Annotated in this window: 24 protein-coding genes; 5 read left to right on the top strand and 19 right to left on the bottom strand. The window is 69.0% G+C overall.

What is annotated here, in order from left to right:
* Positions 1-9: 9 nt before the first annotated feature.
* From nuoK to H074_RS15045, 16 genes are all read right to left on the bottom strand, one after another.
* Positions 10-309, bottom strand: coding sequence for an NADH-quinone oxidoreductase subunit NuoK (gene nuoK / locus H074_RS15120; RefSeq protein ID WP_005151882.1), 300 nt, complete (start codon positions 307-309; stop codon positions 10-12).
* Complete coding sequence (locus H074_RS15115) at positions 306-1,157, bottom strand: NADH-quinone oxidoreductase subunit J (protein ID WP_007030917.1); 852 nt, start codon at positions 1,155-1,157, stop codon at positions 306-308. Before H074_RS15115 ends, nuoK begins: the two co-directional genes overlap by 4 nt.
* Positions 1,154-1,696: an NADH-quinone oxidoreductase subunit NuoI gene (nuoI, locus tag H074_RS15110; RefSeq protein ID WP_007030916.1), complete on the bottom strand. Its 543-nt coding sequence runs from the start codon at positions 1,694-1,696 to the stop codon at positions 1,154-1,156. The genes H074_RS15115 and nuoI overlap by 4 nt, the downstream gene beginning before the upstream one ends.
* Positions 1,683-3,020, bottom strand: coding sequence for an NADH-quinone oxidoreductase subunit NuoH (gene nuoH, locus H074_RS15105; RefSeq protein ID WP_007030915.1), 1,338 nt, complete (start codon positions 3,018-3,020; stop codon positions 1,683-1,685). The genes nuoI and nuoH overlap by 14 nt, the downstream gene beginning before the upstream one ends.
* Positions 3,017-5,497 carry an NADH-quinone oxidoreductase subunit G gene (locus tag H074_RS15100; RefSeq protein WP_007030914.1) on the bottom strand — a complete coding sequence of 827 codons (2,481 nt, stop codon included), beginning with the start codon at positions 5,495-5,497 and terminating at the stop codon, positions 3,017-3,019. Before H074_RS15100 ends, nuoH begins: the two co-directional genes overlap by 4 nt.
* Positions 5,494-6,789, bottom strand: coding sequence for an NADH-quinone oxidoreductase subunit NuoF (gene nuoF, locus H074_RS15095; RefSeq protein WP_007030913.1), 1,296 nt, complete (start codon positions 6,787-6,789; stop codon positions 5,494-5,496). Before nuoF ends, H074_RS15100 begins: the two co-directional genes overlap by 4 nt.
* Positions 6,789-7,661: an NADH-quinone oxidoreductase subunit NuoE gene (gene nuoE, locus H074_RS15090; protein ID WP_007030912.1), complete on the bottom strand. Its 873-nt coding sequence runs from the start codon at positions 7,659-7,661 to the stop codon at positions 6,789-6,791. Before nuoE ends, nuoF begins: the two co-directional genes overlap by 1 nt.
* Entirely contained in the window at positions 7,658-9,028 is a 1,371-nt protein-coding gene (locus tag H074_RS15085) for an NADH-quinone oxidoreductase subunit D (RefSeq protein ID WP_007030911.1), read from the bottom strand. Before H074_RS15085 ends, nuoE begins: the two co-directional genes overlap by 4 nt.
* Complete coding sequence (locus tag H074_RS15080) at positions 9,025-9,792, bottom strand: NADH-quinone oxidoreductase subunit C (RefSeq protein WP_007030910.1); 768 nt, start codon at positions 9,790-9,792, stop codon at positions 9,025-9,027. The genes H074_RS15085 and H074_RS15080 overlap by 4 nt, the downstream gene beginning before the upstream one ends.
* Before the next feature lie 5 nt (positions 9,793-9,797).
* Positions 9,798-10,346 (bottom strand): NuoB/complex I 20 kDa subunit family protein, encoded by a 549-nt coding sequence (locus H074_RS15075; RefSeq protein WP_005151847.1) that lies wholly within the window; start codon positions 10,344-10,346, stop codon positions 9,798-9,800.
* A 6-nt stretch (positions 10,347-10,352) separates the two neighbouring features.
* Entirely contained in the window at positions 10,353-10,760 is a 408-nt protein-coding gene (locus H074_RS15070; RefSeq protein WP_039922573.1) for an NADH-quinone oxidoreductase subunit A, read from the bottom strand.
* Positions 10,761-11,361: 601 nt separating this feature from the next.
* Positions 11,362-12,648 carry a geranylgeranyl reductase family protein gene (locus H074_RS15065; RefSeq protein ID WP_007030908.1) on the bottom strand — a complete coding sequence of 429 codons (1,287 nt, stop codon included), beginning with the start codon at positions 12,646-12,648 and terminating at the stop codon, positions 11,362-11,364.
* Positions 12,645-13,349 (bottom strand): demethylmenaquinone methyltransferase, encoded by a 705-nt coding sequence (locus H074_RS15060; protein WP_039922431.1) that lies wholly within the window; start codon positions 13,347-13,349, stop codon positions 12,645-12,647. The genes H074_RS15065 and H074_RS15060 overlap by 4 nt, the downstream gene beginning before the upstream one ends.
* Positions 13,350-13,418: 69 nt before the next feature.
* Entirely contained in the window at positions 13,419-14,189 is a 771-nt protein-coding gene (locus H074_RS15055) for an AfsR/SARP family transcriptional regulator (protein ID WP_007030906.1), read from the bottom strand.
* A gap of 69 nt (positions 14,190-14,258) precedes the next feature.
* A complete protein-coding gene (locus tag H074_RS15050; protein ID WP_007030905.1) occupies positions 14,259-15,362 on the bottom strand; it encodes a glycosyltransferase family 4 protein in 1,104 nt (367 codons plus the stop codon).
* A gap of 1 nt (position 15,363) precedes the next feature.
* The gene (locus H074_RS15045; protein ID WP_200865778.1) at positions 15,364-16,482 is read right to left on the bottom strand and encodes a glycosyltransferase family 4 protein; all 1,119 of its coding nucleotides are present in this window, start codon (positions 16,480-16,482) and stop codon (positions 15,364-15,366) included.
* A 111-nt stretch (positions 16,483-16,593) separates the two neighbouring features.
* Between H074_RS15045 and H074_RS15040 the strand changes: the two genes are divergently transcribed.
* Positions 16,594-17,424, top strand: a complete 831-nt coding sequence (locus tag H074_RS15040; RefSeq protein ID WP_034310664.1) for an inositol monophosphatase family protein — start codon at positions 16,594-16,596, stop codon at positions 17,422-17,424.
* A 197-nt stretch (positions 17,425-17,621) separates the two neighbouring features.
* Here H074_RS15040 and H074_RS15035 read toward each other — a convergent pair whose 3' ends face one another.
* The 3 genes from H074_RS15035 to menD all read right to left on the bottom strand — a co-directional run bounded on the left by H074_RS15035 (position 17,622) and on the right by menD (position 21,403).
* A complete protein-coding gene (locus tag H074_RS15035) occupies positions 17,622-18,074 on the bottom strand; it encodes a DUF3592 domain-containing protein (protein ID WP_007030902.1) in 453 nt (150 codons plus the stop codon).
* A gap of 22 nt (positions 18,075-18,096) precedes the next feature.
* Positions 18,097-19,617 (bottom strand): M1 family metallopeptidase, encoded by a 1,521-nt coding sequence (locus H074_RS15030; protein WP_007030901.1) that lies wholly within the window; start codon positions 19,615-19,617, stop codon positions 18,097-18,099.
* 109 nt (positions 19,618-19,726) lie between these two features.
* On the bottom strand, positions 19,727-21,403 hold the full coding sequence (menD, locus tag H074_RS15025; RefSeq protein ID WP_007030900.1) for a 2-succinyl-5-enolpyruvyl-6-hydroxy-3-cyclohexene-1-carboxylic-acid synthase: 1,677 nt from the start codon (positions 21,401-21,403) through the stop codon (positions 19,727-19,729).
* Between the two features lie 57 nt (positions 21,404-21,460).
* On the opposite strand from menD, the gene H074_RS15020 reads away from it, so the two are divergent.
* The 4 genes from H074_RS15020 (at position 21,461) to H074_RS15010 (ending at position 24,775) form a co-directional block, all read left to right on the top strand.
* Positions 21,461-22,384, top strand: coding sequence for a 1,4-dihydroxy-2-naphthoyl-CoA synthase (locus H074_RS15020; RefSeq protein ID WP_007030899.1), 924 nt, complete (start codon positions 21,461-21,463; stop codon positions 22,382-22,384).
* A gap of 83 nt (positions 22,385-22,467) precedes the next feature.
* Positions 22,468-23,592, top strand: a complete 1,125-nt coding sequence (gene menE, locus H074_RS15015) for an o-succinylbenzoate--CoA ligase (protein WP_007030898.1) — start codon at positions 22,468-22,470, stop codon at positions 23,590-23,592.
* A 62-nt stretch (positions 23,593-23,654) separates the two neighbouring features.
* A complete protein-coding gene (locus H074_RS41000) occupies positions 23,655-23,813 on the top strand; it encodes a hypothetical protein (RefSeq protein WP_167333169.1) in 159 nt (52 codons plus the stop codon).
* Between the two features lie 92 nt (positions 23,814-23,905).
* Complete coding sequence (locus H074_RS15010; protein ID WP_007030897.1) at positions 23,906-24,775, top strand: 1,4-dihydroxy-2-naphthoate polyprenyltransferase; 870 nt, start codon at positions 23,906-23,908, stop codon at positions 24,773-24,775.
* Positions 24,776-25,096: the final 321 nt, after the last annotated feature.

Genomic DNA, 25,096 nt, shown 5'->3' with positions numbered 1-25,096 from the left:
TCGGTGCTCCTAGTACTTCAGCAGGTTGGTGTCGTCGACCGAGGCCGAGCGCCGGGTGCGGAAGATCGCCATGATGATCGCCAGCCCCACCACGACCTCGGCGGCGGCGACGACCATCACGAAGAACGCCATCACCTGGCCGTCGAGCGACCCGTTGATCCGGGCGAACGTGACCAGGGACAGGTTCGCCGCGTTCAGCATCAGCTCGATGCACATGAACACGACGATCGCGTTGCGGCGCACCAGCACCCCGACCGCGCCGATGGCGAACAGCAGCGCGGACAGGAGCAGGTAGTACGTCGGGGTCATTCCTTCTCCCCTTCAGACTTGCCGACCAGAGCGTGCGGGCCTACAGCGTCGTCGGACGTCCCGGCGACCTGCTTCCGCTCGTTTTCCAGCCGTGCGGCCGAAGTCGACTCGATGATCTCCGAGAGCGACTCCCTGGCGATCGAGCCGTCGGGCAGCAGCGCCGGGGTGGCGACCGAGTTGGCCGTGGCGAAGACACCCGGGCCGGGCAGCGGCGAAGGCCGGTCGTGCTTGCCGGTGAACCGGTCGACGACGAGTTCCTTCTGCGACTTCTTGCCGCCCTTGGCGTGCCGGTCGGTGAACGCGAGCACCATCGCGCCGAGCGCGGCGGTGATCAGCAGCGCCGAGGTGAGCTCGAACGGGAACAGGTACTTGGTGAAGATCAGCCGTCCCAGCCCGCCGGGGCCGCCGCCGTCGAGATTCGCGGGGTCACGCGGCAGCGCCGGGGTGACGTTGGCCAGCGCGCGGGCGAGCCCCGCGGCGAGCAGCCCGCCGACGCCGATGCCGAGCAGGGTCGCCATGACCCGCTGTCCGCGCAGCACTTCGACGACCGAGTCGGAACTCTCCCGGCCGACCAGCATCAGCACGAACAGGAACAGCATCATGATCGCGCCGGTGTAGACGATGATCTGCGTGAAGCCGAGGAACGGCGCCTGCTGGATCATGTACAGCGCGCCGAGGCACAGCATCGTGAGGACCAGCCACAGCGCCGAGTGCACGGCGTTGCGGGAGAAGATCATGCCGAGGCCGCCGAGCAGCGCGAGCGGGCCGAGGACCCAGAACGCGATGGTCTCGCCGGTGGTGATCCCGGCCGAAACGTCCGGCGCCTGTGCGAGGAGAGCCGTGATCACTTGATCGGCTCCTTCGTCTCGGCGGGCTGCTTGCGCGCCAGCTCGGGGCCGTTGACGTAGTAGTCCTGCTCGTTCTCGCCGAGCCGCATCGGATGCGGCGGCTGCTCCATGCCGGGCAGCAGCGGCGCGAGGAGGTCTTCCTTGGTGTAGATCAACCGCTGCCGGTCGTCGTCGGCCAGCTCGTAGAAGTTGATCATCGTCAGGGACCGGGTCGGGCAGGCCTCGACGCACAACCCGCAACCGATACAGCGCAGGTAGTTGATCTGATAGTCGGCGCCGTACCGCTCACCGGGCGAGAAACGTGCCTCTTCGGTGTTGTCGCCGCCTTCGACGAAGATCGCGTCCGCCGGGCAGGCCCATGCGCACAGCTCGCAGCCGACGCATTTCTCCAGCCCGTCCGGATGCCGGTTGAGCTGGTGCCTGCCGTGGTAACGCGGAGCCGCGGGGGCGCCCGCCTCCGGGTACTCCTCGGTGGCGACCTTCTTGAACATCATGCCGAAGGTGACACCGAAACCCTTGATGGGATCAAACATCCCCATCGCCGGCCTCCCTTCCACTGGAAACCGCCGCGGGCTTGCGCTTGGCAGCCCGGGCTTCGGCCTTCGCGAGGGCCTTCTGACGCGGGGTCTTCTCCGGGACCTGCAGGTCGAGCGGCGGCACCGGGAACCCGCCGCCGGTCACCGGGACGTAGTCGTCTTCCGGAACCTTCTTGTCCGGCAGCAGCAGGCTCAGGATGACGACGACGAGGATGAGCGCGCCGCCGCCGATGAGGATCTGCGGGGTGGACAGGCCGCCCGAGTTCTTGATCGCGCGGACCGTGACGATCACGACGATCCAGACCAGGTTGACCGGCACCAGGACCTTCCAGCCCAGCCGCATGAACTGGTCGTACCGCAGCCGAGGCAGCGTGCCGCGCAGCCAGATGAAGCCGAACAGCAGGATGAACAGCTTCGCGGCGAACCAGATCAGCGGGAGCCAGCCCTGGTTCAGCGCGTGGTCCGCGCCGACGAACGGGAACTTCCAGCCACCGAGGAACAACGTGGTCGCGAACGCCGAAACGATCACCATGTTGACGTACTCGGCGAGGAAGAACATCGCGAACTTCATCGAGCTGTACTCGGTGTGGAAACCGCCGACCAGCTCGGATTCGGCCTCGGGGAGGTCGAACGGCGCGCGGTTGGTCTCACCGACCATGGAGATCAGGTAGATCACGAAACTCGGCAGCAGCAGGTAGAAGTACCAGCCGGTCTGCTGCGAATCGACGATCGCCGAGGTCGACATCGAACCCGAGTAAAGGATGACGCCGACGATGGACAGGCCCATCGCGATCTCATAGGAGATCACCTGCGCGGCCGAGCGGAGCCCGCCGAGCAGCGGGTACGGCGAACCGGACGACCAGCCGGCCAGCACCAGGCCGTACACACCGATCGAGGAGCAGGCCAGGATCACCAGCACACCGACCGGCAGGTCGACCAGCTGGAGCACGGTCCGCTCACCGAAGATCGAGACCACCGGGCCGAACGGGATCGCCGCCAGCGCGATCAGCGCCGGCACCGCGGAGATCACCGGCGCGAGGAAGTACACCTTGCGGTCGGCGGTGTCCGGGATGATCTGTTCCTTGAACGGCAGCTTGATCGCGTCCGCCAGGGACTGCAGGTAGCCGCCGGGCCCGACCCGGTTGGGGCCGGGGCGGTTCTGCATCCGGCCGACCGCCTTGCGCTCCCAGACGATCAGGAAGATCGTCAGGATCGGGCCGATCAGCAGGATGACGACCGTCTTGAGCAGGATCAGCCACAACGGGTCGTCCGCCAGCAGCGCCGCCCGCTCGGCGGCGTCCGGCATCTGGCTGAGCAACGGAGTCACTTCTCACCTCCGGTGAGGTTGACGGCCGAACCGTGTCCGGCGCCGAGGGAGGCGCGGACGGCCGAGCCGTCGGAGTTGCCCGGGAGCCACACGACGCCGTCCGGCAGGTCCGCGACCTCGATCGGCAGCGTGATGGAACCGCGTTCGGTGGAGACCTTCACGCTGCCGCCCAGGCCTTCGGCGGTCTTCGCCGAGAGCTTGGCGACGACCTCGCGCTGCGTGCCCTTGAGGTGCGGCTCGCCGTCCTGCAGCGAACCGTTGTCGATCAGCTGCCGCCAGGTGGCGAGGAGGACCTTGCCGTTCCCCTGGCGGTCCGTGAAGGCCTCCTTGAGGGACCCAGAGTCCGTGAAGGGGGCCTTCACGGAACTCTGGGGCAGCTTGGCCAGATCGGCGGCCGAAGCGGCCGGGGTCTGGGTGAACAGGTCGGCGTCCATCTCGACGGCGAGGGTGTCGAGCACCCGGCAGTCCGGCAGGGCGCCGGTGCCTTCGAGGGTGACGGCGAACTCGCGGCGGCGGCCTTCCCAGTTCAGGTAGCTGCCCGCCTTCTCGACCGCCGGGGCGATCGGGAGGACGACGTCCGCGTGCTCGGTGACCCCGCTGTGCCGCAGTTCCAGGCTCACCACGAACTTCGCGTTTTCGAGCGCGCGGCGGGCAAGGTCCGGGTCCGGCAGGTCGTCCGGGTCGACGCCGCCGACGAGCAGGCCGTCGAGGTCGTTCCCGGAAGCGGCCTTGAGGATCGCGGTGGTGTCGCGGCCCGCCGTGGCGGGAAGCGTGACGCCCCAGGCCTTTTCGACCTCGGCGCGAGCCGAGTCGTCGGTGACCGGACGGCCACCGGGCAGCAGCGTCGGCGCCGCGCCCGCCGCCAGGGCACCGCGTTCACCCGCGCGACGCGGGATCCACGCGAGCCGGGCGCCGGTGCGCTCCACCAGCCGGTGCAGGGCCGAGAAGAGGCCGGGGACCTCGGCGGCACGCTCGCCGACGAGAATGACGGCACCTTCCGACGCCAGCGCCTGGTCGACGTCCTGCGCGTGCTGCGCGATCCCGTCGATCGCGGCGGCCTCGGAACCCGGCGCGCAGGCCAGCAGCTCACCGAAGGTCTTGCGGACCGAGGAGGTGGTCCACTGTCCCAAGTGGACGACGCGGGTGCGGTTCTTGCGGGCCGCCTTGCGCAGCCGCAGGAACACGATCGGCGCCTCGTCCTCCGGCTCGAACGCGACGCACAGCACCGTGCGCGCCCGCTCGATCTCGCGGAAGGTGACGCCGCTTTCCGGTGTCGTCCCGACCACGTGCGACGCGAGGAAGCCCAGTTCCTCGGCCGAATGCGGGCGGGCCCGGAAGTCGATGTCGTTGGTGCCCAAGGCGATCCGCGCGAACTTCGAGTACGCGTAGGCGTCCTCGACAGTCAGACGGCCTCCGGTCAGCACCGCGGCGCCCTTGCCGGCCCGCGCCTCGGCGAGCCCGGCAGCCGCCGCGCGCAGCGCGTCGGTCCAGGAAGCCTCTTCGAGCACGCCGTCGGCGTTGCGGACCAGCGGGCGGCGAATACGGTCGTCCGCGGTCGAGTAACGGAAGGCGAACCGGCCCTTGTCGCAGAGCCACTCTTCGTTGACCTCGGGGTCGTCGCCCGCGAGCTTCCGCATGACCTTGCCGCGGCGGAAGTCGGTCCGCTCGGCGCAGCCGGACGAGCAGTGCTCGCACACGCTCGGCGAGGACACCAGGTCGAACGGCCGCGAACGGAACCGGTACGCGGCCGACGTCAGCGCGCCGACCGGGCAGATCTGGATGACGTTGCCGGAGAAGTACGACTGGAACGGCTGCCCGGACGTCGTCCGGGAGGCCAGGTCCAGCACGTCCGCGGTCTCGGCGGTGCCGATCTGCTGGTGAGCGCCGCGTTCGAGGAGCTCGATGAACGGGTCGCCGGCGATCTCGCGGGAGAACCGGGTGCAGCGCTGGCAGAGCACGCAACGCTCACGGTCCAGCAGCACCTGCGAGGAGATCGGCAGCGGCTTCGGGAACGTCCGCTTCGTGTCGACGAAGCGGGAGTCCGCGCGGCCGTGCGCGAGCGCCTGGTTCTGCAGCGGGCATTCGCCGCCCTTGTCGCAGATCGGGCAGTCCAGCGGGTGGTTGATGAGCAGCAGCTCCATCACACCCTGCTGGGCCTTGTCCGCGACGGCCGAGGTCAGCTGGGTCTTCACGACCATGCCGTCGGCGACCGTCATGGTGCACGAGGCCTGCGGCTTCGGCATCGGGCGGCCGCCCATTTCGACCTCGACCAGGCACTGGCGGCAGGCGCCCGCCGGGTCGAGCAGCGGGTGGTCGCAGAAGCGCGGGATGACCGTGCCGAGCCGTTCGGCGGTGCGGATCAGCAGCTCGCCCTTGGGCGCGATGACCTCTTCACCGTCGATGACCAGCTTGACGTGGCCCTCGGGGACCGAAGTGTCCTCAGTGGACGTTCCGGGCTTGTCGGGTGCGATCGTCATGCCTGCGCCCCCACCAGTTCCTGCTCCTGCTTCGGAGCCTTGTTCTTCTCACACAAAGCCAGGAATTCATCCCGGAAGTACTTGATCCCGCTCTGGATCGGCGAGACCGCGCCGTCGCCGAGGGCGCAGAACGAGCGGCCGAGGATGTTGTCGCAGACGTCGAGCAGGGTGTCGATGTCCTCCTCGGTGCCCTTGCCCTCGACCATGCGCTCCAGGATCTGCGCCAGCCAGTACGTGCCTTCGCGGCACGGCGTGCACTTGCCGCAGGACTCGTGCTCGTAGAACTGCGTCCACTTCATCACGGCCCACGGCACGGAAACGGTCTCGTTGAAGACCTGCACGGCCGTCGTGCCCAGCATCGACCCGGCTTCCGCCGCGCCCTCGAAGTCCAGCGGAACATCGAGGTGCTCGGCGGTGAACATCGGCGTGGACGAACCACCCGGCGTCCAGAACTTCAGCGGGATGCCGTCCTTCATGCCACCCGCCATGTCGAGCAGTTCGCGCAGCGTGGTGCCGAGCGGGCATTCGTACTGACCGGGCTTCTCGACGTGGCCGGAGATCGAGTAGATCTTCGGGCCGGGCGACTTCTCGCGGCCCATCTGGCGGAACCAGTCCGAACCACCGTTGACGATGTACGGCGCGCTGGCGATGGTCTCGACGTTGTTCACCGTGGTCGGCGCGGCGTAAAGACCGGCGGCGGCCGGGAACGGCGGCTTGAGCCGCGGCTGGCCGCGACGGCCCTCCAGCGAGTCCAGCAGCGCCGTCTCCTCGCCGCAGATGTACGCCCCGGCACCGGCGTGCACGGTGATGTCGAGGTCGAATCCGGAGTCGAGGATGTTCTTGCCGAGGTAACCCGCTTCGTACGCCTCGCGCACGGCCGCGTTGAGACGGCGGATGCAGTGCAGCGCCTCGCCGCGGACGTAGATGAAGCAATGGTGCGAGCGCATCGCGTACGAGGCGATGATGCAGCCCTCGATCAGCGAGTGCGGGTCCGCCATCATCAGCGGGATGTCCTTGCAGGTGCCCGGCTCGCCCTCGTCGGCGTTGATGACCAGGTAGTGCGGCTTGTCCTCGTTCGGCGGCATGAAGGACCACTTGATGCCGGCCGGGAAGCCCGCGCCGCCACGGCCGCGCAGACCGGAGTCCTTGACCAGCTGGACGATCTGCTCGGGAGTGGCCTTGAGCGCCTTGCGGATCGCGGTGTAGCCCTCGAGGGCTTCGTAGGACTGGATCGTCCAGGAGTTGGGCGAAAGCCAGCGCTTCGTGAGGACCGGGGTGATCGGGTCAGCCATTACTTCTTCTCCACTTCAGGGAGCGGAACGTCTTTCATGGCGGGAGCCGTCCAGCCGCGATCTTGCGCGACCTGCGCTCCCCGGAGGGTTTCGACGGCCTGCGAAGGACCGTCGATGTCCGTGCGGTACTGCTGCGCGTCCTCCGGGAAGAACCCGGCGAGCTGCAGTTCGGCGCCCTTGAAGTCCGTCAGCGGCGCGCCGCGCGTCGGAGCGGGCTTCTTGCCCGCCTGCAACGCGTCGACCAGCGCGACGGCCTTGTCCTCGGTCTGGTTGTCGAAGTACTCGTAGTTGACCTGGATGACCGGGGCGAGGTCACAGGCCGCGAGGCATTCGGCGTGCTCCAGCGTGATCGAGCCGGGCTCGTTCGGCGTGCCCGCGGTCTCGTTGTGCCCCAACGGCTTCTCTTCGGAGCCGAGGTGCGTCTGGAGCTTCTTGTAGATCGCGTCGCCGCCCATGGCCGCGCACAGCGTGTTGGTGCAGACGCTCACCAGGTGCTCGCCGCACGGGCGGCGCTTGTACATGGTGTAGAACGTCGCGACCGCGCTGACCTCGGCGTCGGACAGGTCCAGGTTCTGCGCGCAGAAGGCGATGCCCTCCTGGCTCACGTAACCCTGCACCGACTGCACGAGGTGCAGCATCGGCAGCAAAGCCGAACGCGACTGCGGGTACCGCGAGATCAGGTTCTGAGCCTTGGCGTAGGTGTCGGCGTCGAAGATGTCTTCGAGCTTCGCGTTCTCCAGGATCCCTTCCGCCTCGGCGGGATCCGGCGCGATCGCGATCACGTCGACGTCACCACCGGCGGCGATGTGGGTCTGCTCGGCCAGGCTGGTGCCGGGCTCGGGCGTCGGTGTCGTTCCGGGCTGGGTGCTCAACGGTCCACTCCCCCCATGACGGGGTCGATCGAGGCGATGGCGGCGATCACGTCCGCCACCAGGCCGCCTTCGGCCATCGCGGGCATCGACTGCAGGTTCACGAAACTCGGTTCGCGCACGTGGACCCGCAGCGGCCTGGTGCCGCCGTCGGAGACCAGGTGCACGCCGAGTTCGCCGCGCGGCGACTCCACCGACGTGTAGGTCTGGCCCGGCGGGACCTTGAAGCCCTCGGTGACCAGCTTGAAGTGATGGATCAGCGATTCCATCGACTGGCCCATGATCTTGCGGACGTGCTCGAGCGAGTTGCCCATGCCGTCGCTGCCGATCGAGAGCTGCGCCGGCCAGGCGACCTTCTTGTCCTCGACCATGACCGGGCCCGGCTCGAGCTTCTTCAGGCACTGCTTGATGATCCGCAGGCTCTGGTGCATCTCCTCGACGCGAAGCAGGTAACGCGCCCAGCAGTCCGCCTCGGTCGAGGTCGGGATGTCGAACTCGAACTCCTCGTAGCGGGAGTACGGCTCGGTCTTGCGCATGTCCCACGGGAGACCGGCGCTGCGCAGCACCGGGCCGGTGACGCCGAGCGCGAGGCACGCGTCGACCGGCAGGTAGCCGACGCCCTTGAGCCGGTTGCGCCAGATCGGCTGGCCGGTGAAGAGCTTGTCGTACAAGGGAAGCCGCTCGTCCATCGTCTTGACGAACGCGCTGACGACCTCTTGGTAGTCGTCCGGCATGTCCTGGGCGAGGCCGCCGGGGCGGATGAACGCGTGGTTCATCCGGAGCCCGGTGAGGTGCTCCAGCAGGTGCAGGACCTCTTCGCGCTCACGGAAGCCGAGCGTCATCGCCGTGGTGGCACCGAGTTCCATGCCGCCGGTGGCGATGTAGACCAGGTGCGAGCCGATGCGGTTGATCTCCAGCAGCATCACGCGCAGCAGTTCGGCGCGGCGCGGGGCCTGGATGCCGAGCAGCTTCTCGACACCGAGGCAGTACGCCATCTCGGTCGACAGCGGGGCGAGATAGTCCATGCGCGTCACGAAGGTGACGCCCTGGGTCCACGTGCGGTACTCGCAGTTCTTCTCGATCCCGGTGTGCAGGTAGCCGATGACCGAGCGGAGCTGGGTGACGGTCTCGCCCTCCATCTCCAGCACGAGCCGGAGCACGCCGTGCGTCGACGGGTGCTGCGGGCCCATGTTGATGACCATGCGCTCGTCGTGGCGGGAGTCCTCGATGAGGTCTTCCCAGTCACCGCCGGAAACGGTGTAGACGCGGCCTTCGGTGGTCTCGCGGGAGTCTGCGTACTCGACGCTGTCGCTGCCTTCAGGCGAAGTGTCCGTGCCTGTGGTGACGTCGGAGAGGTGTTCGGTGCTCACGAGTACGACCTCCGCTGGTCCGGCGGCGGGATCTCCGCGCCCTTGTATTCGACCGGGATCCCGCCGAGCGGGTAGTCCTTGCGCTGGGGGTGGCCGTCCCAGTCGTCCGGCATGAGGATGCGGGTCAGCGCCGGGTGGCCGTCGTAGACGATGCCGAACATGTCCCAGGCTTCCCGCTCCTGCCAGTCGGCCGTCGGGTAGACCCCGACCAGCGACGGGACGTGCGGGTCTTCGATGTCGAGGGTGACCTCGAGCCGGATGCGGCGGCGGTAGGTCATCGACGTGAAGTGGTAGACCGAGTGCAGCCGCTGCGGCACGTCGACGCCGTAGTCCACGCCGGAAACCGAGCTGAGCAGTTCGAAGCGGAGACCGGCGTCGTCGCGCAGGACCTTGGCGATCTCGACGAGGTGCTCGCGGGAGACGTAGAAGGTGATCTCGCCGCGGTCGACCGTGGTCTGCTGGATCGCGTTCGCCGGGATCTTGTTGTCCGCCAAGGCCGCGTAGAACTCGTCGGCGAACTCGTCGAACCAGCCGCCGTACGGGCGCTCCGCCGGGGGCGGGCTGTACGCGGGGAGGCGGACGCCGCCGTAACCGGAGGTGTCACCGGTGCCGCGCACGCCGAACATGCCCTGGCGCTCTTTACCGGTGACGACCGGCTCGGCCGGGCGCGTGCCCTGCGGTTCGAGACCGCCTTCGGGACGCTCGGCGCTGGACTGCTCGCCGCCCGTTTCCGGGGTCTCTTCGGGGGTGTTGTCTTCGGGCACGTCGCTCACTTCTTCGCGTACTTGATCGAGGAGGCGATCAGCTCGGTGCGCTCACCGCTGGCGGCGCGGATCGCGGCCCGGCGGGCGTTGATCGGCTCGTCCTGGATCTTGGCGTGCAGCTTCAAAATCGCGTCGAGCAGCATTTCGGGGCGCGGCGGGCAGCCGGGGAGGTACATGTCGACCGGGACGATGTGGTCGACGCCCTGCACCACGGCGTAGTTGTTGAACATGCCGCCGGACGAGGCGCAGACGCCCATCGCCAGCACCCACTTGGGCTCGGCCATCTGGTCGTAGATCTGGCGGAGCACCGGCGCCATCTTCTGCGTGACGCGACCGGCGACGATCATCAGGTCCGCCTGGCGCGGCGTCGCGCTGAAGCGCTCCATGCCGAAGCGGGCGATGTCGTAGCGGGAACCGCCGACGGTCATCATCTCGATCGCGCAGCAGGCGAGGCCGAAGGTGGCGGGCCACATGGAGTTCTTGCGGGCCCAGTTCACCAGGCCTTCGAGACTGGCCAGGAGGATGCCGTTGGGGAGTTTTTCTTCGAGGCCCATGCTTCTCTAGTTCCAATCCAGGCCGCCGCGACGCCACACGTAGGCGTACGCGAAACCGACCGTCGCGATGAACAGCACGATCTCCACCAGGCCGAACATGCCCAGCGCGTCCGCGGAGACCGCGAACGGGTAGAGGAAGACCATCTCGATGTCGAACAGGATGAACAGCATCGCGGTGATGTAGTACGCGACCGGCATCCGGCCGCCGCCGACGACCGGCTGCGGCGACGGTTCGATACCGCATTCGTAGGCCGCGAGCTTCGCCTTGTTGGCCCGGCTCGGGCCGACGAGCGGACCGAGCAGCACCGAGAGCACCGCGAATCCGAGAGCGAGGACGAACAAGAGGACCAAGGGGAGGTACATGTCCAGGTTCGGCACCGAGGGGGTGCTCGCCTGGGTCAGCACGGGCAACATCAGCACGGGGTTTTCGCCATCCTTTCCGCGCCGCTGCGGTTTTCGAGTCGGGGTTCACCGCTTCCCTCGGTCGGCACCCTAAGTCACCTGGGTCACACCGCCGAGAGTTAGGCAACCCTTACGGGCCGTGCATGACGACCCCCTTGCTTGTGAAATAGTTCACAAGCCTCCCGTCAAGGATGTGAAGCGATTCACAAAGCATAGGGCGAGTGTAGGACGTGACTCACATTCTTGTCCCTAGGCCCCGCGCTATAAGGTTGCCCTAACTTGACCGCACGGCCAGTACGGTTACGTCCGACGTGCGATACCGGTGACCTGCGACGTCGTTCTCAAGATCGGCTTCCCGGGTCCGTTTGCCCACATTTGTCCTGTGACCGATACCACTGCGTGGAGTACCCGTGACTGGTCCAGACGTGTGGAGCTGAAGGGGACTTTCCCCGCGTCAGACGCAGCGAAAGGGCCCTTTCACCGCGTCTTATGCGGGTACGGCGCCCTTCGCGTCAGCAGACGGAGAGGCCCGCCCGACTCCCGTCGAGGAGATTGCGAAAGCGGCTTTCGCAACCTCTTTGTGGGCGTGGGGCCTTCATGTACTCCGGAGCCGTCAGCGCGGAGTGGGCGTCGCCCGTGCCAGAGCGGCGATCAGACGGTCCACGCCGTCCCCGCCCTTGGCGTCGTAGCAGCCCGAAAGTCCCTTGTAGACCAACGGAAGGATCGAGTTGATCCGCAGCCCGTACTTCGTCGCCGCGTGCATGATCTTCGGCTTCCCGATCAGCTTCGCGAACACGTTGCCGAGCCGGTAGTAGCCGCCCATCAGCTCCCCGACGGCGCGCGGGTAGCCCTCCAGCGCACGCTCGCGCGAAGGTCCTTCCCGCCGCGCCAGCGCCTGCACGACGAACTCCGACGCCAGCTGCGCGGACTCCATCGCGGCCGAGATGCCCTCACCGTTGAACGGGCTGACCATGCCACCGGCGTCGCCGAGCAGCAGCAGGCCGTCGCGGTAGTGCGGGGTGCGGTTGAAACCCATCGGGAGACCGGCGCCGCCGACCTTGCCGATGGCGTTCTCCTCCCGGTAGCCCCACTCCTCGGGCGTCCCGTCGAGCCACTGGCGCAGCAGCGCGCGGTAGTCGGTGCTGCGGAACGCGGCCGATGTCGACAGCATGCCGAGGCCGACGTTCACCGTGCCGTCGCCCAGCGGGAACGCCCAGCCGTAACCGGGCAGCAGCTTCGGGTCGCGCGGGTCCGAGCGGTCCCACAGCTCCAGATGCCCCTCGATGAACGGATCATCGTGACGCGGGCTCTTGTAGTACTGCCGGACGGCGACGCCCATCGGGCGCTTCTCGTTCTTCTGGATGCCGACGCTCAGCGCGAGCCGCGCGGAGACGCCGTCGCAGGCCAGTACCAGCGGAGCGCGGTAGCTCACCGGCGTTTTCTCGGGGCCGACCTTCGCCTCGACGCCGATCACGCGGCCGGTCGGGCTGGTGATGGCGCCGGTGACGGTGGTGCGCTCGTAGAGCCGCGCGCCCGCCTTGACCGCGGTCTTCGCGAGCAGGTCGTCGAAGTCCTGCCGGGTCCGCGAAACGCCGTACGGTGGGTAGCTCGTCAGATCCGGCCAGTCGAGTTCCAGCGTCAGCTCGCCGGTGAGGATCCGCAGGCCGCGGCTGTGCACCCAGCCCGCGTCCTCGCTGGTGTCGATCCCCAGGTCGATGAGCTGCTTGACGCCGCGCGGGGTCAGGCCGTCGCCGCACACCTTCTCGCGCGGGAACTCGGTCTTCTCCAGCAGCAGCACGTCGACGCCCGCGCGGGCGAGGTACGTGGCGGCGGTGGAGCCGGCCGGTCCGGCGCCGACAACGATTACTTCGGCGTCGTGATCAGAGCTGCGACGGGTCATACGCGCGAGTTTACGGATGGCTTCTTCGCGCGGTGGATGGCGACGACGCCGAACGTGAGGTTCAGCCACTCCACCTCGGTCCAGCCTGCGCTCGCGATGATCTCGCCCAGTGTCCGCTGATCCGGCCACGCCAGCATGGATTCGGCCAGGTAGGAGTACGCCTCGGGGTTCGACGAGGTCCTGGCGCCGACCCAGGTGAGCAGCTTCGCGATGAACTTCCGGTGCAGGAACCGGATCGGCGGGAATGTGGGCGTCGACACCTCGCAGATCACCAGGCGGCCGCCCGGTTTGACCACCCGGGCGATCTCGGTGAGCGCGGCCTTGGTGTCGACGAAGTTCCGCAGCGCGAGCGAGATGGTCACCGCGTCGAAGCTGTCGTCGGCGAACGGCAGCCTCATCGCGTCGGCGGCCACCATGGGGACGCCGCGATGCTTGCCCGCCTTGAGCATGCCGACCGAGAAGTCCGCCGCGAGGCACCAGGCGCCGTTGCGCGCGTACTCGACGGTGGACACGCCGGTGCCCGCCGCGAGGTCCAGCACCTTCTCACCGCGTTTGGCGTCCAGCACCCGGCCGGTGATGGTGCGCCAGCGGCGGTCGAAGCCGAAGGTCATGAACGAATTCGCGCGGTCGTAGCCGTCCGCGACGTCGTCGAACATGGCGGCGACTTCGTGCGGATCCTTGTCAAGACTCGCTCGGGACATACCCCGAACAGTAACCCGACTCCGCTGAGACACTTCGGCCAAGCGGGAGCAAAGCGACGCCCCGTAGGGTCACCTGGCCCGGTGAAGCAACGCCGGGGCACGGTGCGCACCGGCCCCCGCGACCTCACCGGCGAGGATCCTCCGCTCCAGCAACCGCAGTTCCGGCCCGGGTTCGAGGCCGAGCTGATCGACCGAGACCCGGCGCGCACGCCGGTACGCCGCCAGCGCGTCGGACGTGCGCCCGGCTCGCCAAAGAGCGTCCATCAGGAGGTACTGGGCACGCTGCCGCAGGGGGTGCCGCCGCACCAGATCCGCCAGCTCGACGGCCGCGCTCGCGTGCCGTCCGAGGTCCAGTTCGGCCTCGTAGAGCTCTTCGATCAGGACCAGGCGGTGCTCCGAGAGGCGCATCGTCTCGTCCGAAAGCAGCGGGACGTCCAGGCCCTCATAGGGCGCGCCGTGCCAGTGCGTGAGGGCCTGCCGGATCAGTGAGGCACGCTGCGCGGGATCCGCGGACTTCAGCGCCTGGCTCGCCAGCGTCTCGAAGGTCTCGACGTCGAGTTCGCCCGGGTGGACCTCCAGCCGGTAGCCGCCGTTGTCGAAGCCGAGCCGGTCGCCTTCGGGCAGGGCCTGCCGCAGCTTGTGGACGTGCCAGTGCAGCTTCGGCACCGCCCGCGGCTCCCACTTGCTCTCCCACAGTGCCTCGGTGAGCACGTTCACCGGTACGAAGGTGTTCGCCCGGACCAGCAGCACGCCGAGGAGCGTTCTCCTCATCCGGCCGTGCAGCGGGACCGACCGCGAACCGGAAGAGATGCTGAACGTGCCCAGTACTTCGAACCTCACGTGCCGTCCTCTCGCTCGATGGCGTGAGGGGACGATGAATGCCGGTTGTACAAAAGAGATACAAAGTGATCATGTGTGTGCGGAGAGCATTCCCCGCACCGACCGTGGCCAGGCGAATTCCTCCGCGCGAGCCCGCGCCGCCGAGCGTCGCACGTCCTCGGGACTCTCCAGCAGACCAGTGACGGCGCCCGCGAACGCCGGGGCGCGATCGTCGACCGCCTCGCCGCAGCCGGGCCGCACGATCTCCCGCAGCGCCGACGACGCCGAGACCACCACCGGCGTGCCCGAGGCGAGCGCCTCCAGCGCGGCCAGCCCGAACGTCTCGTGTGGACCGGGTGCGAGGGAGATGTCCGCGCTGGCCAGCAGGCGCGCGACGTCGCCGCGTCCGGTAAGGAAGCCGAGGAAGGTCACCGGAAGCCCACGCGCCCGCCGTTCCAGTGATCGCCGCCGGGGCCCGTCGCCGGCGATCACGAGCCGCACGCGGTGCCCCGCCTCGGTCAGCTCGGCGACGGTGTCCACACTGCGCTCGACGTGCTTCTCCGCCGACAAACGTCCACAGTGGACGAGCAGCGCGTCCGCGTCACCGGACAGCGTGTGCCGCCAGCCGTCGTCGCGCCGGGCAGGGGCGAACGTCGTGAGGTCGACACCGAGCGGGACGCGCCGCACGTTCGGCGCGGCGATCCGGTCGAACTCCGCGCGGGCGAACGCCGTCGTGCAGACGACCGTGTCGTAGCGCCGCGCCATCCGCCGGTTCGCGACGTCCGCGACCCGCCGCGCGAGGAGTTCCGGCATCAGGAACTGCTCCAGCAGCCTGTCCAGCCGCTCGTGCGAGATCACCATGCTGGGCACGCCGTTGCGCCGCGCCCAGACGCCCATACCGCGCAGCGTGAGCCTGTCGGACACTTCCAGCCTGTCCGGCTCCAGGCGTTTCAGCACCGCGCGCACCCGGTGCGGATCGACCGCGCGATAGCCACCCGTGCCCGGGATCCGCGGTGCGGGAAGGGAAAACCGGCGGACTCCCGACGGCAGCGTCTCGTCCGCGTAGCGCCGCCCAGGCACCACGAGGGTCACCTGATGGCCGCTGGCCACGTAACCGGCGCCGAGGTGATGCAGCGCCGTCCGCAGCCCGCCCGAGCGTGGTCCGTAGAAGTTGGCCAGCTGGACGATGTGCATTTCAGGCCGCGCGCGCGACTTTGCCTTGGACGGCCTCGTAGTGGCCGACCAGTTCGTGGCAGACCGCGGGCCAGGTCCGGCCGAGGACGACCTTGCGCGCCTTCTCCCCCAGCCTGGCCCGGAGCGCTTCGTCGCGCAGGTCGTTCACCTTGTCCACCAGCGCCGTCGCGAATCCGGCCCGGTCGGCGGGCAGCAGATAACCGGTGCGTCCGGGCAGGACCAGATCCTTCGGTCCGCCCGCGTCCGGCGCGAGCACGGGGAGCCCGGACGCCATCGCCTCTTGGATGGCCTGGCAGAACGTCTCGTGCGGTCCTGTGTGGACGAAGACGTCGAGGCTCGCGTACGCGGCGGAAAGCTCCTCGCCGTAGCGGGCACCGAGGAAGGCCGCGCCCGGGATCCGTTCGCGCAGCATCGGCAGCTCCGGCCCGTCACCGACGACGACCACGCGGATCCCGCCGACCCCGGCGAGCGCGGTCAGCCGCTCGACCTCCTTCTCCGGCGCGAGCCTGCCGACGAAACCGACCAGAAGTTCGCCGTTCGGCGCCAGTTCGGCACGCAACGCGGGATCGGCGTGGACCGGCGAGAACCGCTCGATGTCGACGCCTCGCGCCCAGCGGTGCACCCGCGGGATCCCGTGCAGTTTCAGCTGTTCCACCGAATCCGTCGACGGCGCGAGCGTGCGGTCGGCCCGCGAGTGCAGGCGGCGCACCCAGCGCCAGGCCGCGCGGGCGGCGATGCCGAAGCCGTACGCGGCGGCGAAACCGGCGATGTCGGTCTGGTACACCGCGACACACGGCACCCGCAGCCGTCTGGCCGCGGCGAGACCGCGGGCGCCGACCACGAACGGCGACGCCAGATGCACCACGTCCGGCCCGAAATCGGCCAGCGCGGTGAGCACCGTCCTGGTCGGCACACCGACCGGGAGGGAGTTCACGCCGGGGAAGTCGAGGGCGGGAATGCGCACGACCGGGGCGCCGAGGTACTCCACGGGACCCGGGCCCGGGGCGATGATCAGCACGTCGTGCGCGCGGTCGCGGAGGTGTTCCACGACGCGGAGCACGGAGTTGGTCACGCCGTTCACCTGGGGCAGGAAACTTTCGGTGACTATCGCGACTCGCACGCCGATCACTGTCGCATCCGGTTGTGACGCCCACGCCAACAAAAACGGAACAGACGACATGTCATCTCAAGGTCGTGTTCCGTAAACCAGGATCGGCCACACTAGGCAGGCATGACCCTCCTGTCGTCAAGGCCGCCTCAGCCCGTCGAGCCCGGGCTGGTGTCGAGGGCCCTCGAAGTGGCCGGGCGGCTGGCCAACGACGCGACCGACGTGATCACCGCGACCGCGGGCCGGGGCGCCCAGCCCGATCCGAAGGACTCCCCCTTCGACTGGGTGACCGACACGGACCGGATCCTCGAACGCCACACCCGCCGCGTGCTGACCGCGGAATTCCCCGGCATCCCCGTCGTCGGCGGTGAATTCGGCGCCGACCACGGTGCCGACGTCGCCGAATACCGCTGGGTGGTCGACCCGGTGGACGGCACCGCGAACTACGTCGCCGGTGTCCCCTGGTGCGCGTACAGCCTCGCCCTGATCGACGCTTCGGGCCCGGTGGTGGGCGTGGTCGCGGACCCGTACCGCGCCCAGATCTACGCCGCCGCGCGCGGCCGCGGCGCCCGGGCGAACGGCAAGCCGATCACGCTGACCGACCGCTGCGGGACCGCCGGCGCGATCGTCTGCACCGAACTCACGCGCAAGGGCGTCTGGCCCGGAATGGGCCAGTTCATCGAACGGGCCGCCGCCGCGCACGCCGGGGTCCGGGTGCTCGGCTCGGCGGCACTGGCGATCGCGCAGGTCGCGCTGGGGCACGCGGCCGCGGCGGTGCTGCACAGCTACCGCGAATGGGACGTCGCCGGTTCGGTCGCGCTGGCCATCGAGGCCGGGGCCGTGGTGCTGGACCGGCACGGGGAGGACACGGCGCTGCCGGTCGACGCCCTGCTGGTGGCGGCGCCGGGGGTGGCCGACGAGGTACTGGGGTGGTGGCAGGAGTCGGTCGGCTGAGTTCCGCCCCCAGCACGCGAGTCCCGCCTCTGATCACGCGAGTCTCGCCCCCAAGCACGCGAGTGCCGATTCCGCACGTCAAGCCCGCGTGCCGCATCGGACGACTCGTGTGATCAGACGGACGACACACGTGCTTGGGCGCGGAACTCGCGTGATCAGAGGCGAGACTCGCGTGCTTGGGCGCGGAACTCGCGTGATCAGGCGGCGGACTCGGCGAGAGATCGCCGGTAAGCCAGCCGCTGCCGCCGGATCCACCACAGCAGCGGACCGGCGATCAGCCAGGTGAAGAAGATCATGCTGCCCAGCGGCAGCAGCGTGTTCGCCGCCGAGCGCCCGGCCACCCGCGCGAGTTCCGGGTCGCCGACGTCGTACTCGATGTTGACCAGCTGCCCGGCGGCCAGCCCCGACGGGTAGAGCACGCCGTTGGCCGGGCTGTGGATGATGCCGTCGGGGGTGGCGTAGTTGATGATCGTCCGGTCGAAGGCCACCGATTCGACCTGCGCGGTCGCCTGGCCGAGCTGTGCTTCGATCGCGCTGTCGTTCCGGATGGCGGCGAACAGCAGCGAGACGCCGAGCACGGTGACGAGTGAGGCGACGACGAGGGCGGCATACCACCCGATGCGCCTCACCCGTTCCGCTTTGGCCGTCACGCCGCGAGCGTAGCGCTACCCGTCAGTGGGCGTGTCGCTCGGCGAGGAAATCATGGGTCGCCTTGATCTGCGGGTAGGACTTCGGTGCGACCGGGGCCACAGCGGCCCGCGAAGCAGCGGCCGGCCCGCCGTTGGGCCCCACGGCGGGCTTGCCCTTGGTGTACAGCCACGTCCGGAACAGGTCGTACAGCGGCTCGCCCGAAACCTTCTCCGCCAGCGCGATGAACTCTCCGATCACCGCCGGCTTGCTCTTCTTCACCTGCTGCCAGGTCTGCAGGATCCGGAAGAACGTGTCATCGCCCACGGCCTTGCGCAACGCGTGCACCGCGAGCGCGCCGCGGTCGTAGACGGCCGCGTCGAACTGCTTGTCCGCGCCCGGGTCGGCGGGCAGGACCTGCCAGAACGGATCCTCGGCGGGCCTCGAGTCGTAGAGGTACTGGGCGAGTTCGTCGGCCGTGCCCTCGCCGGTCTCCTCCGACCACAGGAACTCGCCGTAGGAGGCGAAGCCCTCGTTCAGCCAGATGTCGCTCCATTTGCCCAGCGTGACGCTGTCGCCGAACCACTGGTGCGCCTGCTCGTGCGCGACGACCGAGGTGTTGGAGCCGGACCGGAAGGCACGGGCGCCGTAGACCGGCCGCGTCTGGTTCTCCAGCGCGAAGGTGATGCCGGTGGTGACGACACCGCCCTGCGCCTCGAACGGGTAAGGCCCGAACTTCGAGGCGAGGAATTCGGTGATCTCCGGCGTCCGCTCGATGCTGGCCTTGGCCGCGCCGAGCGATTCGCCGAGATCGGCGCCGTAGGCGGTGACGAACGGCTTGCCGTCCGGCGTGGTCTGCTCGTGCACCTCGAACTTGCCGACCTCGAGCGACGTGAGGTACGTCGCCTGCGGTTTGGTGCTCCGCCAGTTCCAGCGCGTCCAGCCCGGCCGGTGCACCGTCTTGCGCACGAGCGTGCCGTTCGACAGCGCGGCGACGTCGTTCGGGACCTCGACCGAGATGTCGTAGGTGGCCAGGTCGGTCGGGTGGTCGTTGGACGGGAACCACCAGGCCGCGCTCTGCGGCTCGTCGACGGCCAGCGCGCCGTCCGGCGTCTTCTTCCAGGCGGTGAAGCCGTCGATCTTCACCTTCGACGGCGTGTCCGCGTAGGCCACGACGACGGTCGCGGTCTGGCCTTTCTTCAGCGGTGTGGCCGGCGTGACGGTCATCTCGCCGGTGCCGTCGGTCGACGTCGCGAACCGCGCGGGCCGATTGTCGACCCGCACGCTCGACACCTTCAGCCCGAAGTCGAGGTTGAACGCCGAGAGGTCCTGCGTCGCGGTGAGCAGGATCGTCGTGGCACCGGACAGCAGGTCGGTGGACGGCTGATAGGTCAGCCGGAGGTCGTAGTGACCGACGTCGTAGCCGCCGTTCCCGGCGTGCGGGTAGTACGGGTCGCCGATGCCGATCGAGCCGGGCGCGGGTGCGGCCGCCGCGGAGCCGGCGAGCAGCACCGAGACGACGCCCGCGGTCAATCCGGCGAAGCCGGCGCGAGTCTTCAAGCGCATTGCGAATCCCTCCCAGGATGTGTCGGCGCGCTCGAACGTAGCCAGACGATCACCACGGAGACACATCCGAAGGAGGGATTCCTACCCTCTGGACCGAGACGGAAAATACCTAGACAGCGCGCACGGCCGACGACACCGCCGTACGGAGCCGCGCGTGCAGCTCGCGGTGGCGCGTTCGGTCCACCCGGACCTCCACCACCCGCAGCCCCGGCGCGGGCTTCAGCGCCGCGCGGAACTCGGTGAGCGTCTCGGCGACGACGTGCGGCACTCGGTAACCGGCGCACAGGGCACCGAGGTCGGCGCCGTGCGGCGTGCCGAACACACGCTCGAAGCTGGCATCGTGCTCGGGCGCGCCCTGCTCCAGCAGGGAGAAGATGCCGCCGCCGTCGTCGTTGAGCACCACGATCGTCAGGTCGGGGCGTTGTTCGGCGGGCCCGGTCAACAGGCCGCTCGCGTCGTGCAGGAACGTCAGGTCGCCGAGCAGGGCGTACGAATGTCCCCTGTGGACGGTCGCGGCGCCGATCGCGGTCGACACCATGCCGTCGATCCCGGCGACGCCGCGGTTGCGGTGCACGAGGACGTCGGGCCGCAGCCGTCCGGCGAGCGCGACGTCCCGGGTCGGGTTGGAAGAGCCGACGACCAGCAGCGATCCCTCCGGGACCGCGTCGACCAGTTCGGTGGCCAGGCGCAGTCCGCTCGGCCACGGTTCGGCGGCCAGCGCTTCGGTCACCGCGGCCGACGCCGCCTTGTCCGCGCGCTGCCAGCTGGCGAGCCACTCCGGATCGGCCGGTTTGGTCGGCTCGTCGAACCACTGGCCGACCTGGCGGACGTTGTGCGCGGGCGCGGGCCAGTCCGAATCCGGCCGGACCAGCAGCACCTCGACGTCTGGATCGGACAGCACCCGCTGGACCTGCCGGAACACCGTCGGACGGCCGATGCACAAGACCTGTTCGGGCTTGTGCCGCGAGATGAACTCCTCGACGCCGAGCAGCCACGCGCCCGACGAGATCGCCGTCGCACCCGCCATCCCGATGCCGCCGGTCTCGGAGACGACCGGCCAGCCGTGCAGTTCGGCCCATTCGCTGGCCGCCTGCACGCCGGTGTCGCAGGCGATGACCAGACCGTGACGGGCCGAGGGCACCACGAACGAGGGAAACGCGCCGAAATCGGGAAGCTCGGTCCAGCGAGCGCCGTCGGGACGCCCTTCGAGTGACTCGTACCACTCGCCGTCATCGTCGATGTCAGGGACGAGCGGCTCGCGGAACGGGATGTTCAAATGCACCGGCCCGCAGCGCCATTCGCCGTACGCGGCGTTCCAGGCGCGGCAGATCTGGCCTCGCCAGTACGAGTTCTGCCCGGCGCGGCGTTCGGCGACGGCGAGCTCGTCGAAGTAGCGGACGGCGTTGCCGTAGAGCTGGTGCTGGTCGATGACCTGGCTCGCGCCGGCGGCCCGCATCTCGGGCGGCCGGTCGGCGGTCAGCACGATCAGCGGGACGCCCGCGCGATCGGCCTCCAGCACGGCGGGGTGGAAGTTCGCGGCCGCGGTGCCCGAGGTGCACAGCACGGCCACGGGACGGCCGGTGCGCGCGGCGATGCCGAGGGCGAGGAAGGCGGCACCGCGTTCGTCGATGCGGACGTGCAGCTGGAGGCGTCCGGCGGCCGCCGCGTCGTACAGCGCGATCGACAGCGGGGCGTTGCGTGAGCCCGGGCAGAGGACGACGTGCGAGACGGTGTTGCGGACGAGTTCGTCGACGATGACCCTGGCCTGCGCGGTGGAAGGATTCACCGGCAGACCTCGGGTTTCACACTACGACTCACGGCCACACGTCCTATTCTCCCAAACGTGGATGACGCCCAGGTTTCCGAGCTGTTCGACCCCGCCTTGTGGACCGAGGTCGAAGGTTTCGACTTCACCGACATCACCTATCACCGCTCCTCTGAGAGCCGCTCAGGCAAACGTGTCGTACGTGTCGCGTTCGACCGTCCCGAGGTCCGCAACGCCTTCCGCCCGCACACCGTCGACGAGCTGTACCGCGCGCTCGACCACGCGCGGATGAGCTCGGACGTCGGCTGCGTCCTGCTCACCGGCAACGGCCCGTCACCGAAGGACGGCGGCTGGGCGTTTTGTTCCGGTGGTGACCAGCGTATTCGCGGACGCTCCGGGTATCAGTACGCGGACGGGGAGACCTCCGACACGATCGATCCGGCCAGGGCCGGACGGCTGCACATCCTCGAGGTCCAGCGGCTGATCAGGTTCATGCCGAAGGTGGTCATCGCGGTGGTCCCGGGATGGGCGGCAGGCGGCGGGCACTCGCTGCACGTGGTGTGCGACCTCACGCTCGCCTCGGCCGAGCACGCGCGGTTCAAGCAGACCGACGCCGACGTCGGCTCCTTCGACGGCGGCTACGGCTCGGCGTACCTGGCCAAGCAGGTGGGGCAGAAGTTCGCGCGGGAGATCTTCTTCCTCGGGCGCGAGTACACGGCCGAGCAGATGCAAGCGATGGGCGCGGTCAACTCCGCCGTCCCGCACGCGAAGCTCGAGGCCGAAGCGCTGGACTGGGCGTGGGCGATCAACGGCAAGTCGCCGACCGCGCAGCGGATGCTCAAGTACGCGTTCAACCTCACCGACGACGGCCTGGTCGGCCAGCAGCTCTTCGCCGGCGAGACCACGCGGCTGGCGTACATGCAGGACGAGGCCGTCGAAGGCCGCGACTCCTTCCTGGAGAAGCGCTCCCCGGATTGGTCGGCGTTCCCGTACTACTACTGACCCCGCAATTCGTCATCTACTTGCGCTAGTTGCGTGCGCAACGATCGCAAGTAGATGACGAATTGCGGACGTAGGGTGGCGGGATGCGTGAGGTGCGGGTCGACGGGAGCCTGGAGTCGATCGCCGAGTTGACCGCGGCACTGGCCGAGGCGCTCGACGGCGGCCCGGCCGTCCTCCCCTACGCGTCGGTGGCCCTGCGGGACGCGATGGAGCCGGAGCGACCGGCCGAGCCCGGGACGGCGGTGATCATCGCCACCTCCGGTTCCACCGGCGAACCCAAGGGCGTGCTGCTGTCCGCGTCGGCACTGACCGCGTCGGCTCACGCGACCCACGCGCGGCTCGGCGGGCCGGGACACTGGTTACTCGCGACCCCGGTGCAGTACATCGGCGGACTGCAGGTGCTGGTCCGCTCGCTGCTGGCCGGGACGACACCGGCCGTGCTGCACGCTTCCGGTTTCCGGCCGGACGACTTCGCCGAAGCCGCCACGCCACTGCTGTCCCTGGACGGCCCGCGCTACACCGCGCTCGTGCCGACTCAGCTCGGGCGGCTGCTCGACGCGGGCGGCGCCGGACTGGCGGCGGCCCGCGCGTTCGACGCGATCATCGTCGGCGCCGCGGCGACCACCGCGGATTTGCGCGAACGCGCCGCCGAAGCGGGCGTGAAGATCGTGCCCGCGTATGGCATGAGCGAGACCGCGAGCGGCTGCGTCTACGAAGGCGTACCGCTGGACGGAGTACGCGTCGAACTCGAGGACGAGCGGGTCTGTATCACGGGTGACGTGCTCTCGCACGGCTACCGACTGCGACCTGAGCTGACCGCGGAGGCCTTCGAGGCGGGCCGCTTCCGCACTTCCGACCGCGGCCGGTGGTCGGCCGATGGGCGGTTGGAGATCCTCGGGCGGATCGACGACATGATCAACACGGGCGGGGTGAAGGTGGCCGCCGCGGCCGTCGAACGGATCTTGACCGCACAACCCGGAATCAGGGACGCGTGCGTGGTCGGAGTACCTGACCCCGAGTGGGGCGAGGCCGTCGTCGCGCTCGTCGTCGGCGCTGGTTGCGACATCGATTCGCTGCGCGCCGCGTGCCGTGCGGAGGCCGGCCCGGCGGCCGCTCCGAAGCGGGTCGAATTCACCGAAGAGCTACCGCTGCGGGGTCCGGGGAAGGTCGACAGGACGGCCGTCAGGAATCTCCTACGAAGGTCGTGAATTCTCCACCGATTACCGGGACGTTGTTGACACGATCATTACCCACGGGTTTACGTCTAGGTATGACGCGCTGGACACGCACAGTATTGGCCTGCACCGCCGTCACGATGGGACTGGTCGCTTTGGCCGGGCCCGCGCTGGCGGACGAACCGGAAACCGCCGTTCCGAACAGCGGCACACTCACCTGGACCCTGGAAGACACGATCAACGATCTGAAGTAGCCGGATTCGTCCCTGCTCGCGGTGGCTCGGCACCGCGGGCGGGTGACGAGCCCCGCATACCGGCCGGTAGTGACCAGGGCCAGAATGGCGACATGGCGACTGCTGGTGAATGGATCGAAGGGGCGCGCCCGCGGACGCTGCCCAACGCGGTGGCGCCGGTGGTCGCCGGAGTCGGCGCGGCGGTCGCGCTCGACGGCTTCTCCTGGTCCCGATCGATTCTCGCGTTGCTCGTCTCACTGGCCCTGATCGTCGGCGTCAACTACGCCAACGACTATTCCGACGGCATCCGCGGCACCGACGAAAACCGCGTCGGCCCGCTGCGGCTGGTCGGCTCCGGAGTCGCGAAGCCGAAGGCCGTCCTGGCGGCCGCTCTCGTGGCCCTCGGACTCGCCGGAGTCCTCGGACTCGTGCTCGTCGCGATCAGCGGGCTGTGGTGGCTGCTGGCGATGGGCGCGGTCTGCATCCTCGGCGCCTGGTTCTACACCGGCGGCAAGAAGCCCTACGGCTACTACGGTTTCGGCGAGATCGCGGTCTTCGTCTTCTTCGGACTGGCCGGCGTGCTGGGCACCGTGTACGTCCAAGCCGGACAGATCAGCTGGACCGCGCTCGGCTGCGCGGTCGCCGTCGGCTCGTTCTCGACCGGTGTGCTGACCGCCAACAACCTCCGCGACATCCCGACCGACATCGAGTCCGGCAAGCGCACACTCGCCACCCGGCTCGGCGACCAGGGCACGCGGCGCCTTTACCTGGTGCTGGTCGCGGTCCCGTACGTCGTGAGCGTGCTTCTCGCCTTCGTGACGCCATGGGCGCTGCTGGGCCTGCTGACCGCGCCGTTGCTGGTGAAGTCGGTCAAGGCCGTCGGCGGCGGGGCGCTGGGGAGGGCGCTGATCCCGGCGCTGCGGGACACCGGGTTCGCGATGCTGGGGTGGGCGGTTCTGACCGCAGTCGCGCTGGCGCTCTGAGGCTTTGGGCTCTGCGGCTTCGCGGCTTGCAGACTTCGCGGCTTCGCGGGAGGCCATGACCGGACCTTTGCCGCCGCACTGTGTGGATTTCGGGACGTTGGATGACCCGAAATCCACACAGTGCGGCTCGAAGGGGCCGGTCAGGCCTTTCGGCTCACTTCGGGCCCGGACGGCGCGAGAGGAATGAACGGACCGTTCATCCCTTGAGTTTCCCGCTTCAAGCCACTACCCGTTGTACTCCGACGCTTAGGCGACCACTAGATGCGGCCCAGGCGATAGCAAAGGTCCCTTGCTCTTTTTGGCGATCCAGCGAACCTGAGG

Origin of the sequence: Amycolatopsis decaplanina DSM 44594 (assembly GCF_000342005.1) — a bacterium.
In the GTDB taxonomy this organism is placed as follows: domain Bacteria; phylum Actinomycetota; class Actinomycetes; order Mycobacteriales; family Pseudonocardiaceae; genus Amycolatopsis; species Amycolatopsis decaplanina.
Note: the sequence above shows the minus strand (reverse complement) of the source record. Positions and strands in the feature narration are given on the sequence as shown.

Coding starts and splice junctions, on each gene's coding strand:
- nuoK (WP_005151882.1), bottom strand. CDS start 309: ATGACCCCGACGTACTACCTGCTCCTGTCCGCGCTGCTGTTCGCCATC.
- nuoI (WP_007030916.1), bottom strand. CDS start 1,696: ATGGGGATGTTTGATCCCATCAAGGGTTTCGGTGTCACCTTCGGCATG.
- H074_RS15100 (WP_007030914.1), bottom strand. CDS start 5,497: ATGACGATCGCACCCGACAAGCCCGGAACGTCCACTGAGGACACTTCG.
- nuoF (WP_007030913.1), bottom strand. CDS start 6,789: ATGGCTGACCCGATCACCCCGGTCCTCACGAAGCGCTGGCTTTCGCCC.
- H074_RS15075 (WP_005151847.1), bottom strand. CDS start 10,346: ATGGGCCTCGAAGAAAAACTCCCCAACGGCATCCTCCTGGCCAGTCTC.
- H074_RS15070 (WP_039922573.1), bottom strand. CDS start 10,760: ATGTTGCCCGTGCTGACCCAGGCGAGCACCCCCTCGGTGCCGAACCTG.
- H074_RS15065 (WP_007030908.1), bottom strand. CDS start 12,648: ATGACCCGTCGCAGCTCTGATCACGACGCCGAAGTAATCGTTGTCGGC.
- H074_RS15060 (WP_039922431.1), bottom strand. CDS start 13,349: ATGTCCCGAGCGAGTCTTGACAAGGATCCGCACGAAGTCGCCGCCATG.
- H074_RS15050 (WP_007030905.1), bottom strand. CDS start 15,362: ATGCACATCGTCCAGCTGGCCAACTTCTACGGACCACGCTCGGGCGGG.
- H074_RS15040 (WP_034310664.1), top strand. CDS start 16,594: ATGACCCTCCTGTCGTCAAGGCCGCCTCAGCCCGTCGAGCCCGGGCTG.
- H074_RS15030 (WP_007030901.1), bottom strand. CDS start 19,617: ATGCGCTTGAAGACTCGCGCCGGCTTCGCCGGATTGACCGCGGGCGTC.
- menE (WP_007030898.1), top strand. CDS start 22,468: ATGCGTGAGGTGCGGGTCGACGGGAGCCTGGAGTCGATCGCCGAGTTG.
- H074_RS41000 (WP_167333169.1), top strand. CDS start 23,655: ATGACGCGCTGGACACGCACAGTATTGGCCTGCACCGCCGTCACGATG.
- H074_RS15010 (WP_007030897.1), top strand. CDS start 23,906: ATGGCGACTGCTGGTGAATGGATCGAAGGGGCGCGCCCGCGGACGCTG.